The organism is Streptomyces sp. NPDC012825 (genome assembly GCF_042900925.1).
In the GTDB taxonomy this organism is placed as follows: domain Bacteria; phylum Actinomycetota; class Actinomycetes; order Streptomycetales; family Streptomycetaceae; genus Streptomyces.
This window is the reverse complement of sequence record NZ_JBIBBZ010000001.1, coordinates 1,070,706-1,082,796: the sequence shown is the minus strand read 5'-3', so window position 1 is coordinate 1,082,796 and position 12,091 is coordinate 1,070,706. Positions and strand designations below refer to the sequence as shown.

The 12,091-nt window shown below is 70.1% G+C and carries 10 protein-coding genes and 1 riboswitch; of the genes, 5 read left to right on the top strand and 5 right to left on the bottom strand.

Annotated elements, in window-relative coordinates:
* Nucleotides 1-198: 198 nt before the first annotated feature.
* From ACFY7E_RS05200 to ACFY7E_RS05180, 5 genes are all read right to left on the bottom strand, one after another.
* Nucleotides 199-1,959, bottom strand: a complete 1,761-nt coding sequence (locus ACFY7E_RS05200) for an ABC transporter substrate-binding protein (RefSeq protein WP_389480876.1) — start codon at nt 1,957-1,959, stop codon at nt 199-201.
* Nucleotides 1,960-2,068: 109 nt separating this feature from the next.
* Entirely contained in the window at nt 2,069-3,097 is a 1,029-nt protein-coding gene (locus ACFY7E_RS05195; RefSeq protein WP_389480875.1) for an ABC transporter permease, read from the bottom strand.
* Between the two features lie 351 nt (nt 3,098-3,448).
* Nucleotides 3,449-4,246: an enhanced serine sensitivity protein SseB C-terminal domain-containing protein gene (locus ACFY7E_RS05190; protein WP_389480873.1), complete on the bottom strand. Its 798-nt coding sequence runs from the start codon at nt 4,244-4,246 to the stop codon at nt 3,449-3,451.
* Between the two features lie 120 nt (nt 4,247-4,366).
* The gene (locus ACFY7E_RS05185; protein WP_383444838.1) at nt 4,367-5,107 is read right to left on the bottom strand and encodes an enhanced serine sensitivity protein SseB; all 741 of its coding nucleotides are present in this window, start codon (nt 5,105-5,107) and stop codon (nt 4,367-4,369) included.
* A gap of 124 nt (nt 5,108-5,231) precedes the next feature.
* Nucleotides 5,232-5,894 (bottom strand): AAA family ATPase, encoded by a 663-nt coding sequence (locus ACFY7E_RS05180; protein ID WP_389480871.1) that lies wholly within the window; start codon nt 5,892-5,894, stop codon nt 5,232-5,234.
* 152 nt (nt 5,895-6,046) lie between these two features.
* Nucleotides 6,047-6,160, top strand: a riboswitch (glycine riboswitch).
* 168 nt (nt 6,161-6,328) lie between these two features.
* On the opposite strand from ACFY7E_RS05180, the gene gcvT reads away from it, so the two are divergent.
* The 5 genes from gcvT to ACFY7E_RS05155 all read left to right on the top strand — a co-directional run bounded on the left by gcvT (nt 6,329) and on the right by ACFY7E_RS05155 (nt 12,082).
* On the top strand, nt 6,329-7,453 hold the full coding sequence (gene gcvT / locus ACFY7E_RS05175; protein WP_389480868.1) for a glycine cleavage system aminomethyltransferase GcvT: 1,125 nt from the start codon (nt 6,329-6,331) through the stop codon (nt 7,451-7,453).
* A 77-nt stretch (nt 7,454-7,530) separates the two neighbouring features.
* Nucleotides 7,531-7,911 (top strand): glycine cleavage system protein GcvH, encoded by a 381-nt coding sequence (gene gcvH / locus ACFY7E_RS05170; RefSeq protein WP_389480866.1) that lies wholly within the window; start codon nt 7,531-7,533, stop codon nt 7,909-7,911.
* A gap of 32 nt (nt 7,912-7,943) precedes the next feature.
* Nucleotides 7,944-9,212 carry a serine hydroxymethyltransferase gene (glyA, locus tag ACFY7E_RS05165; RefSeq protein ID WP_389480863.1) on the top strand — a complete coding sequence of 423 codons (1,269 nt, stop codon included), beginning with the start codon at nt 7,944-7,946 and terminating at the stop codon, nt 9,210-9,212.
* A gap of 159 nt (nt 9,213-9,371) precedes the next feature.
* Nucleotides 9,372-10,742 (top strand): L-serine ammonia-lyase, encoded by a 1,371-nt coding sequence (locus ACFY7E_RS05160; RefSeq protein WP_389480861.1) that lies wholly within the window; start codon nt 9,372-9,374, stop codon nt 10,740-10,742.
* 98 nt (nt 10,743-10,840) lie between these two features.
* The gene (locus ACFY7E_RS05155) at nt 10,841-12,082 is read left to right on the top strand and encodes a hypothetical protein (protein WP_389480858.1); all 1,242 of its coding nucleotides are present in this window, start codon (nt 10,841-10,843) and stop codon (nt 12,080-12,082) included.
* Nucleotides 12,083-12,091 lie beyond the last annotated feature (9 nt).

Here is a 12,091-nt window from a genome sequence, read left to right as displayed (position 1 = left end):
TATTATTTTGCTGCGCGCCCCCTCGTGTAGTCCGACCCGAACCCCTCCCCCCCCCACTCGTGGGGGTATTTTTAAGCAACGCGGGGGGGGGGCGGGGGGGGGGGGGGGGCCCCCCCGGGGGCCCCCCGGCCGCCGCGCTCGGCCATCACCTGCCCTTCGGACCTGGCGGCGGGTGGTGCGCCGGTGGAGCGGGTCGGATTACTTGACGACGCCGAGCGACGCGTAGTCGTAGCGGCCGTTGTAGGCGTCCGCCGTGTAGACGTTGGTCAGCCGGGAGCTGCGCCAGATGATGTTCTTCTCGTGGGTGAAGGGCAGGTAGACCGCGGCCTCCGACACCTTCGTGTTGATCTGCTTGTAGAGCTCGCCGGCCTTGGCCGGGTCGGTCTCCTTCAGCGCCTGGTCGAACAGGCCGTTGACGGCCTTGTCGTTCAGCTCGGAGAAGTTGTTGTTGCCGCTCTGGAGGATGAAGCGGCCGTCGACCAGCGGCTGGAGGAAGCCCTGGCCCGACGGGAAGTCGGCGCCCCAGCCCATGATGATGATGCCGTAGCCCTTCTCCTTGACCACCTTCGGCGAACCGATGATGCCCGAGGTCTGGGCGCCGTCGAACTGGTCGATCTGGGCCTCGATGCCGACGGCCTTCAGCGACTGCTGGAGGGACTCGGCGGTCGCGATCTCGATCTTCTTGTTGTTGCGGACCGCGATCGTGGTCTTGAAGCCGTTCGGCTTGCCGCACTTCTTGAGTGCTTCCTTCGCCTTGGCGAGGTCCGGCGCTCCGGCAAGCTTGCCGTACGGGTCGGCCTTCGGGTCGGCGCCCTTGATCGCCGGGGGCAGCATGTTGGTGGCGATGTCGCCACCGGCCTGCGGGCCGCCGCGGGCGGTCTGCAGGGACTTGGTGTCGGCCGCGTAGATGATGGCCTTGCGGCACTCGATCTCGGGGATGACCGTCTGCGGGAAGACGGCGTAGCGGATGAAGCCCGTCTGCGGGTTGTCGACGTTGCCCTTGTGCTGCTGGAGCACCTTCTGGCGGGCGGCGGTGCCGACACCGGTCGCGTTGATGTCGAGGTCGTACTCGCCCTCGATCAGGCGGTTGTCCATGTCGTCGGCGTTCGTGGTGAACGTGACGCTGATCTTGTCCGGCAGGGCCTTGCGGACGGTGTCGGACTTGGCGTCCCACTTGTCGTTGCGGACGAGCTTGAGCGACTTGTTGGGAGTGTAGGACTCCCACTTGTACGGGCCGGAGGAGAACGGCTTGAGGGTGTACTTGGCCTTGGTGTCCTTGTCCTGGCGGACCGGGGAGGCCGCGGGCATCGCCAGCATCTGCAGGAAGTCGCCGTTGGCGACCGGCAGCTTGAAGACGATGGTCTTGTCGTCCGGGGTCTCGATCGCCTTGAGGCCGAGCTTGTCCGCGGCAGTGTCCTTGTAGGGACCCTTGTACTCGTTCTTCGGGTCGAGGACCTGCTGGAGGTAGATCGGGCCGCCGGAGAGGACGTCCTGGGCCCAGATGCGCTCGATGCCGTACTTGATGTCCTTGGAGGTGATCGGCTTGCCGTCCTCCCAGGTGACCCCGTCCTTCAGGGTGAAGGTGTAGGTGAGGCCGTCGGGCGAGACCTTGCCGGTGTCGGTGGCGAGGTCGGAGACCAGCTCGGTGGAGGCGGCGCCCGGCTCGGCCTTGAAGGTGACCAGCTGGCGGGTGTAGTAGCGGGCGAAGTCCCACATGAAGCCGTAGTAACCGCGCTGCGGGTCCCAGAAGTCGGCGTCCTGCGAGCCGATGAACTTCAGCTCGCCGCCCTTCTTGTCGGACGCGTTGGCGACCTTGTTCACACCGGCGTTGAAACCGGGAGCGCCGCCCTTTCCGCTGTCGCCGCTGCCACCGCCACAGGCCGTGGTGACGACCATCGTGGCCGCCGCGAGCAGCGCGCCCGCGGCGATCCTGCGCCTCTGAGAGCTCATCAGGGTCATGGGTCTCGCAACCTCCGGGATAGTGGCGGCCGTCACAGCGGTCCGCCGGTGGGGATGGGCCTCCTGTCGCCAGCGGCAGGGGCGGGTCTTGCGGATCGTCGGCGAACGGTCAGCGGGAGCCCTTCGGGTCGAGCGCGTCACGCACGCCGTCGCCGAAGAGGTTGAACGCCAGGACGGTGATGAAGATGGCGAGGCCCGGGATCACCATGAACAGGGGATCCGCCTCATAGGTCGTGATGGCCGTCGACAGCATCTGCCCCCAGGAGGCGGTGGGGGGCTTCACGCCCGCGCCGAGGAAGCTGAGCGCCGCTTCGGTGAGGATGTTGGTCGGGATCATGAGGGTCGCGTAGACCATGATCGGGGCGACCAGGTTGGGCAGGAGCTCCTTGCGGAGGATGTAGAACCGGCCGGCGCCCAGGCTCTGGGCGGCCTCCACGTACTCGCGGTTGCGCAGCGACAGGGTCTGGCCGCGGACGATCCGGCCGACGTACGGCCAGCCGAAGAAGCCGATCACCACCACCAGGGCGGCGATGCGAACGCCCGAGCCGTTGAGGCCCAGGAGCTCGTTGGGCAGCACCGAGACCAGCGCGATCGTGAAGAGCAGCTGCGGGAAGGCGAGCATGACGTCCATGACCCGGCTGAGGGCCGCGTCGATCCAGCCGCCGAAGTAGCCCGCGACGATGCCGAGGACGGTGCCGAGGAGGACCGCGAAGACCGCCGCCAGGAAGGCGACGAGCAGCGAGATCCGGGCGCCGTAGACGATGCGGCTGAAGACGTCGCGGCCGTTGACCGGCTCGACCCCGAGGAGGAAGTCGGAGCTGATGCCGCCCCAGGAGCCGATCGGGGTGCCGAAGAGCGGGTCGATCTGGTCCTCGTGGAACTCGTCCGGCGGGTGGCCGAGGAGACCGACGATGACCGGCGCGAAGATCGCGACCAGGACGAGGAAGACGACGACGCAGGCGCCGGCGAGGGCGAGCTTGTCGCGCTTGAGGCGGGTCCAGGCGATCTTCCAGGGCGAACGGCCCTGGATCCCCTTGTCGGAGGCGCCGGGGGTGCCGGAGGAACCGGGATCGGCGGGCACGCCGTCGACGGTGGCGGTCGACGCGCCCGCACTGGTCTCGTGCAGTGGTGCCGTCATCGTGGTGAGGACCCCTCTCGGCCGCCGGTAGCCGGCCCTTGCCCGCCGCGGGTAGCGGCTCGGTGGAACAACCTGCCGGGTACCTGCTCGAAAGGAGCGGAACACCCGGTGTTCCGGGGAGTCTTCAACGCGCTCGCGATCACCCGCCAGCCCTGACGGGGAATGGTTGCTCAAACGTGATGCGGTGCTACGACTTCCGTTATCCGGACGTCACGCGGGTGTGAGCGGACCATCTCGGGCCCTCTTCCCCCCAATCGGACATGTCGCCCAACTGGTCCTTCGACCTCTTCAATTGGGGCGAACGAAGGCTTCCGACGGGACCGGCGGGACGGACGGGGAACCGGAGGCGTCTCAGTATCCGGACGGCGCCGCCGGCGGGTAGCCGTACCCGGGGGCGGGGGCCGGGGCCGCGCCGCGCCCCGCGTGCGCCTCGCGGTCGTAGAAGGGGCGCGCGTTCGCCCGCAGCCAGAGCGCCACCGGGTCGTACGCGTCGGAGAGGGCGACCGTCGAGACGGGCAGCCCGTCGGGGACGGAGCCGATGGACTGGCGCATCATCGACCGCACCGTGTCGACGGCCGCCGGGGAGGTGTCGTACAGGTCGAGCCCGATGACGAGGTACGGGGAGCCGAGCGCGGGCTGCACCCAGCCGCGCCGCAGCGCCCGGACGGCCGGGGTGCGGTGCGCGTTCTGCGTGATCAGGGCGTAGAACTGCGGGATCTCCAGGGCGGGCTCGGTGACGCGCAGCGGCCCGGCGGGCATCCGGTCGAGACCGGTGGCGATCCGGCGCAGGTCGGCCCAGGGGATGCCGACGCCGCCGCCGGGAGCGTGCGGATTCAACCAGACGCCCCAGCGGTCCGGGTAGAGGGCGCGGGCGATCTCGCGGCCGGTGACGAGTTCGTGGGCGCGGTTCCAGCCGGAGGCGGCGAGCTCCTGGTCGGAGGTGACGCAGGGGGCGTAGCCGAAGCCGTCGACCTCCATGTTCCCGTACTGGGCGTCGGGCGAGCCGGGCGCGCCCTGCCAGAGCAGCATCCGCAGCTCGCCGTCGGCGAGGGCGTGCAGCAGCCGCTCGTACGCGTCGTAGCGTCCGGGTGCCACCTGGCCCAGCATGTGCTCGACCTGCCCGGTCGGAGCGATGCCTGACGCGCTCACCCTGGGTCCCGCCCCTCTTCCGTCCACCACGTCTGTCCGGCCACCGGGTCAGGTGCGGCCGTCGAACCGGTCCGTCGAACCGGTTCCGTCGAAATCAGTTCAGCTTAAACAGGGTGCCGCTCACACGGCGGCGCGCTGGTAGAAGGGGCGGACCCGCTCCACCATCCAGTCGCCCACCGGGTCCTGCGCCATGTCGAGCAGGATGAGGTTGACCGGCCAGGCGACCTCGACGCGGCCGAGGGCCCGGCCGAGGGCGTCCAGGGGGGCGGTGCGGTCGGCGCCCTCCCAGTGGGAGAGCCGGACGCCGATGAAGAGGGCCGGTTCGGTGCCCTCGACGCTGGCGAGGGCGCGGCGGGCGCTGGCGACGACGCCGGTGGCCTCGAACTCGGCGGAGGCGGCGGCGAGGAAGTCGACGGGGTCGTCCTGCCAGTCGGGCTCGAAGAGCCGGACGCGGCCGCCGGACGCGGGGCCGTCGAGCGGGGTCCGGCCGGCGCGGCAGAGCTCGGCGACGGCGGGCGGGGGCAGCGGGACGCCGACGGTGCCGCCGGGGTTCACGGCGATGCCGAGCTGCGGGGGCAGGCCGCGGGCGAAGTCGCGGGCGGGGGCGACGGCGAAGGACATGTGGTCGCCGGCGCAGGCGCGGAGCTGCTGCTCGGAGCTGAAGACGGGGACGTAGGCCGCGCCCTCGATCTCCATGGTGGCGAGGTCCAGGTCGGGGCTGTCGGGACCGCCGCCGTTGGGCAGGGGGACCCAGACCGGGCTGCGGCCCAGCACCTCCAGGAGGCGGGCCCCCGCCCCGGGATCGCCGAGCGAGGCGGCAAGCACCTCTTCGAGCTCGTTGCCCGGCCACGTCACGTCCACGGTCCCGTTCCCCTTCCCGCCCGGCCTGCCGTACCCGGCCGCCCCGCAGCACCCTAACGCCGCCCCGGCGCCGCCGTGGCCGGAAGGGAGGGGTACGGGCGCCCCGGACGCGCGACGAGAGGGGTCAGACCGCCTCCCCGAAGGTGATCGTCCGGAGGGTGTCGGCGGCGTCCCGGTCGAGCAGGGTCGCCGAGGCGCAGCCGTGCGGGAGCCGGCCGGTCCCGGCGGCCCGCAGCAGCCGCCCGACCGCGCGGCGGTGCCGGGCGAAGGCGTACGCGGAGACGCCCCGGCCGCGGGCGTGCTGCCCGGCCCTGGCGGTGTCCGGGGTGACGTCGAGGAGGACCAGGTGCAGCTCGCTCCCCCGCCGGCGGGCCTCGCGGGCGAGCCAGCCGCGCACCCAGGACTGGGTGCCGCAGTCGTGCACGACCACGCTCGCGCCGGAGCGCAGGGCGCGGCGCAGCCCGGCGTAGTGCGCGATCCGGACCAGGGGGCGGTAGAGGGCGTACGGCAGGCGGCGGGGCATCCGGGCCTCCCAGCGCTCCCGGGCGTCCTGGGAGTCGACGCCCCGGTCCCCGGCGGTCCGCTTCATGAGGGTGGACTTGCCGCTGCCGGGCAGCCCGGAGACGACCACGAGGTCCCCGGCCGCGAAGGCGAGGGCGCGGGGGCCCCGGCCGCCGCGCCCGCGCAGGTCCCGCAGGAGCCGGCCCCGTCCCCGGGTCCGGGCGCGGGCCCGTGGGGACGGTATGCCGGTGCCCGTCGCATAGGCGCCGGTGTGCTGGATCGTCATCGCTGCTCCCCCTGACGGGTCTCGGGAGACCCTTCCCAAGAAGTGTAAAGAAACGGTAATGGGACACAAGTGATTTGCCGTGCCGACACCGCGTGCAATGATGTGCGCGCCAGGCGCCCACGGTCGCCTGCCACAACCGCATACCGGCCGTTCGAATCCGCGCGGGAGAGTTCCGGCCACGAAGTGGGTCACCACGGAGTGCGTCCGGGCGCCGAAGGAGCAAGACCCTCCCTTGAATCTCTCAGGCCCCGTACCGCGTGGATGAGGCAGATCTGAAAAGCGGGACACCGTCGTGTCCCCACCCAAGGTGCAAGCCGGGCTCTCGGTGACGAGATGCCCCCGGTGAACCTCTCAGGTTCCATGACAGATGGGGAGGACGTCCTCGCCCGTCATGTCTTCGTCACCGAACGCCCTTGGGACCCGGGAGCCACCCCATGACCACCGCCCCCCGCCTCACCGCCCTCGATGCCCTGCATCGTTCCCTGGGCGCGACCATGACCGACTTCGCGGGCTGGGACATGCCCCTGCGGTACGGCAGCGAGCGCGACGAGCACAACGCCGTCCGCACCCGGGCCGGCCTCTTCGACCTCTCCCACATGGGCGAGATCACCGTCACCGGGCCACAGGCCGTCGAGCTGCTCGACTTCGCCCTGGTCGGCAACATCTCCACGGTGGGCACCGGCCGCGCCCGGTACACGATGATCTGTCGCGAGGACGGCGGCATCCTGGACGACCTGATCGTCTACCGCCTGGGCGAGACCGAGTACATGGTGGTGGCCAACGCCTCCAACGCCCAGATCGTCCTGGACGCCCTCACCGAGCGCGCGGCCGGCTTCGACGCCGAGGTCCGCGACGACCGCGACGCGTACGCCCTGATCGCGGTTCAGGGCCCGGAGTCCCCCGGCATCCTGAAGTCGGTCACCGACGCCGACCTGGACGGCCTGAAGTACTACGCCGGCCTGCCGGGCACGGTCGCGGGCGTGCCCGCGCTGATCGCCCGCACCGGCTACACCGGCGAGGACGGCTTCGAGCTCTTCCTGAGGCCGGAGCACGCCGAGGGCGTGTGGAGGGCGCTGACCGGGGCGGGTGAGGGCGTCGGCCTGATCCCCTGCGGCCTGTCCTGCCGCGACACGCTCCGCCTGGAGGCGGGCATGCCGCTGTACGGCCACGAGCTGACCACCTCCCTGACCCCCTTCGACGCCGGTCTCGGCCGGGTCGTGAAGTTCGAGAAGACGACCAACGAGGGCCGCTTCGTCGGCCGCGAGGCCCTGGAGAAGGCCGCCGAGCGCGCCGAGACCGCCCCGCCGCGCAGGCTGGTCGGCCTGGTCGCCGAGGGCCGTCGGGTCCCGCGCGCCGGGTTCTCCGTCGTCAAGGACGGCGAGGTCGTCGGCGAGGTCACCTCCGGCGCCCCGTCCCCGACGCTCGGGAAGCCGATCGCGATGGCGTACGTGGACGCGGCGCACGCGGAGCCCGGCACCCCGGGTGTGGGCGTGGACATACGGGGCACGCACGAGCCGTACGAGGTCGTGGCGCTGCCGTTCTACAAGCGCCAGAAGTGACGCGTTCGTCCCACCAGGCGTCTCACCCCGCAAGACCGACGTTCATCAGCACTCCCCCGATCCAGGAGAATCAGGTCATGAGCAACCCCCAGCAGCTGCGGTACACCAAGGAGCACGAGTGGCTGTCGGACGCCGAGGAAGGCGTCGCGACCGTCGGCATCACGGAGTTCGCGGCCAACGCGCTCGGTGACGTCGTCTACGCCCAGCTCCCCGAGGTCGGCGACACCGTCACCGCGGGCGAGACCTGCGGTGAGCTGGAGTCGACGAAGTCCGTGAGCGACCTCTACTCCCCAGTCTCGGGCGAGGTCGTCGCCTCCAACCAGGACGTGGTGGACGACCCGTCCCTGGTGAACACGGCTCCGTTCGAGGGTGGCTGGCTGTTCAAGGTGCGCGTCGCAGGTGAGCCGGACGACCTGCTCACCGCCGACGAGTACGCCGCGTTCTCCGCCGGGAACTGAGACCGGGCCCGAAACCCCTTAGGGATCGATTCATGTCGCTTCTGAACACTCCCCTCCACGAGCTGGACCCCGACGTCGCCGCCGCCGTCGACGCCGAGCTCCGCCGTCAGCAGTCCACCCTCGAGATGATCGCCTCGGAGAACTTCGCTCCGGTCGCGGTCATGGAGGCCCAGGGCTCCGTCCTCACCAACAAGTACGCCGAGGGCTACCCGGGCCGCCGCTACTACGGCGGCTGCGAGCACGTCGACGTGGCCGAGCAGATCGCGATCGACCGGCTCAAGGACCTGTTCGGCGCCGAGTACGCCAACGTCCAGCCGCACTCCGGCGCCTCCGCGAACCAGGCCGCCCTCTTCGCGATCGCCCAGCCGGGCGACACGATCCTGGGCCTGGACCTGGCGCACGGCGGCCACCTCACCCACGGCATGCGCCTGAACTTCTCCGGCAAGCAGTTCAACGTGGTCGCGTACCACGTGGACGGGGCCGGTCTGGTCGACATGGCCGAGGTCGAGAGCCTCGCCAAGGAGCACCGCCCGAAGGTGATCATCGCGGGCTGGTCGGCGTACCCGCGCCAGCTGGACTTCGCGGAGTTCCGCCGGATCGCGGACGAGGTCGGCGCCCGCCTGTGGGTCGACATGGCCCACTTCGCGGGCCTGGTCGCCGCCGGTCTGCACCCGAACCCGGTCGAGCACGCGGACGTGGTGACCTCCACCACGCACAAGACGCTCGGCGGCCCGCGCGGCGGCATCATCCTGGCGAAGAAGGAGTTCGCGAAGAAGCTGAACTCCTCCGTCTTCCCGGGCTTCCAGGGCGGCCCCCTGGAGCACGTGATCGCGGCCAAGGCCGTCTCCTTCAAGGTCGCGGCCTCGGAGGAGTTCAAGGAGCGCCAGGAGCGCACCCTGGAGGGCGCCCGGATCATCGCCGAGCGCCTGGTGCGGGACGACGTGACCGCCCACGGCGTCTCGGTCCTGTCCGGCGGCACGGACGTGCACCTGCTCCTGGTCGACCTGCGGGAGTCGGAGCTGGACGGCCAGCAGGCCGAGGACCGCCTCCACGAGGTCGGCATCACGGTCAACCGGAACGCGGTCCCGAACGACCCGCGTCCCCCGATGGTCACCTCCGGCCTGCGCATCGGCACGCCGGCGCTCGCGACCCGCGGTTTCGGGGCCGAGGACTTCCGCGAGGTCGCGGACGTCATCGCCGAGACCCTCAAGCCGGGCTTCGACGCCGAGAAGGCCGAGGCCCTCAAGGCCCGGGTGACCGCCCTCGCGGACAAGCACCCGCTGTACCCCGGCCTGAAGTGACACCTTAGTAATTTCGTACGCTTTTGTTCGTACGGACATCCGGGGCACCGCGCACACTGGAACAACGGGCGCGGTGCCCCGATCCATGTCCCCCGCCCACGCGCTCTCTGCACCACCCCGGCAGACAACGACGTCCAGCCCCCCACAAGGAGTCATCCCGTGGCCATCTCGGTCTTCGACCTGTTCTCGATCGGCATCGGTCCGTCGAGCTCCCACACGGTGGGCCCCATGCGCGCGGCCCGGATGTTCGCCCGCCGCCTGAAGAACGAGGGCCTGCTGGCCCACACCGCGAAGGTGCGGGCGGAGCTGTACGGCTCCCTCGGCGCCACCGGCCACGGCCACGGCACCCCCAAGGCCGTCCTGCTCGGCCTGGAGGGGAACTCGCCCCGCACGGTCGACGTGGAGCACGCGGACGAGGAGTTCGAGCGGATCAAGGCGAGCGGCCGGATCAACCTGCTCGGCGCCCACGAGATCCCCTTCGACTTCGACGCCGACCTGGTCCTGCACCGGCGCAAGGCGCTCCCGTACCACGCCAACGGCATGACGGTCTTCGCGTACGACGCGGAGGGCGGGCTCGTCCTGGAGAAGACGTACTACTCGGTCGGCGGCGGCTTCGTGGTCGACGAGGACGCGGTGGCCGGCGAGAACCCGATCGTCCCGGACGACACGGTCCTGAAGTACCCCTTCCGCACCGGCGACGAGCTGCTCCGCCTCGCGAAGGAGACCGGCCTGTCGATCTCCGCGATGATGCTGGAGAACGAGAAGGCCTGGCGCACCGAGGACGAGATCCGGGCGGGCCTGCTGGAGATCTGGCGGGTCATGCAGTCCTGCGTCTCGCGCGGCATGTCCCGCGAGGGCATCCTGCCCGGCGGCCTGAAGGTCCGCCGCCGCGCCGCGAACTCCGCCCGCAAGCTGCGCTCCGAGGGGAACCCGGAGGCGCACGCCATGGAGTGGATCACCCTGTACGCGATGGCGGTGAACGAGGAGAACGCGGCGGGCGGGCGGGTGGTCACGGCCCCGACGAACGGCGCGGCCGGCATCATCCCCGCCGTCCTGCACTACTACATGAACTTCGTCCCCGGCGCGGACGAGGACGGCGTGGTCCGCTTCCTCCTCGCGGCCGGCGCGGTCGGCATGCTCTTCAAGGAGAACGCCTCGATCTCCGGCGCCGAGGTCGGCTGCCAGGGCGAGGTCGGCTCGGCCTGCTCGATGGCGGCCGGCGCCCTCGCCGAGGTCCTGGGCGGCTCCCCGGAGCAGGTAGAGAACGCCGCCGAGATCGGCATGGAGCACAACCTGGGCCTGACCTGCGACCCGGTCGGCGGCCTGGTCCAGATCCCCTGCATCGAGCGCAACGGCATGGCGGCGGTCAAGGCGGTCACGGCCGCGAAGATGTCGATGCGCGGCGACGGCAGCCACCTGGTCTCCCTCGACAAGGTCATCAAGACCATGAAGGAGACGGGCGCCGACATGAGCGTGAAGTACAAGGAGACGGCGCGGGGCGGGCTCGCGGTGAACATCATCGAGTGCTGAGGTCCCACCGGCCTCGTCACCGTTTCGCGGTTCCCGGGACACCTTCGTACGCGCGCTGGTACGGTCGCACTGTGGCATACAAAAGGATTTTTCCTGCCGTGCTGTCGGCATTGTTCCTGCTAGTGGCCTGCGCCCCGCAAGGGGACGGCAAGAATCCTCCCCCGTCACCGGAGGCTTCCTCTTCAAAAGAAACCCCGGACGAAAAGAAGAATTCATCCGGTTCGAGCGATCCGAACGAGAAGCTGTTCACGAAATCCGCCACGATCGACGACGTGAATAGCTTTCATTCGAACTCCGAGTTCTTCGTGACCGTCGGCGAGGAAAGCGTCATCACCCACGCGGCGAACGGAACGGAAATCGCGCGTTCCGGCATCGCGGGATTCGAAGGCGGTTGCATTCTCGCGGTCGTCGACTCGTCGCCCGAGTCCGGATCGCTGATCTGGGGCAGGGTCACGGAGAAACCGGCCGCCGGACTGGCGCCGGAGACGTGGACCCTGTCGATCGTCGCCACGGACGCCAAGACGTACGAACAGCGCTGGAGCAAGCCGCTCGTCGCGGACTCCGAGGAAGCCCTCAGCTGCCAGGATCCCCAGGAGGCCACCGTCACCAGGGACGAGAAGTGGCTCGCGTTCAGCCAGTGGGTCATCGACCTGACCGACGGCACGTCCCGCGCCCTCGGTGACGGGATCGTCCCCCGCGCCGTGGGAAATCACATCCTGGTGTTCGACGGCGTATGCGCCAATTGTCTCAACGGGATGAAATCGGTACCGGTCACCGACCCGGCGACTGGACGGACACTTTTCTCCTTTCCGGAGCACGACGTCATCGGCGCCCTTTCCGATGTGCCCGGCAAGTTCGCCACGTCCTCCGACGGGTCCACCCTCTTCATTGCCCGCCGCATGTCCGGAGACCCGCTCTCCTACGCACTGCAGTCCCGGTCACTGGCGACCGGAAAGGTGAACTGGGAGATCAAGGGAGTCTCGTACTCGGGGCCGATCAGTGAGAAGGTGACGCTCGTCGAGGACGCCGGCGTGGTGATCTTTCCCGACCTGGCGGCGGCCGACGCGAAAGGCGTCGCCCCCGAGGAGCCGCAGAAAGAACTGGGCCTTTCCCTGAGTGACGGGAAAAAGCTGTGGGAGATTCCCGACCTCGAAGTCTGCACGGCGAATTCCGCCGGTGTCGCGGTCGAGACGAACAACCAGCTGGTGGTGATCGATCCCCGAACAGGCCGCCAGCTGGCCTACACCCCCGATCGGACCGACTGCGGACAGCCGCTCGGCGAGTACTCCTACTACTCCGACGACGACGCGCTGATCCGCGTCCTGCCCCCGGTCGAGTAGTCCGGGGCC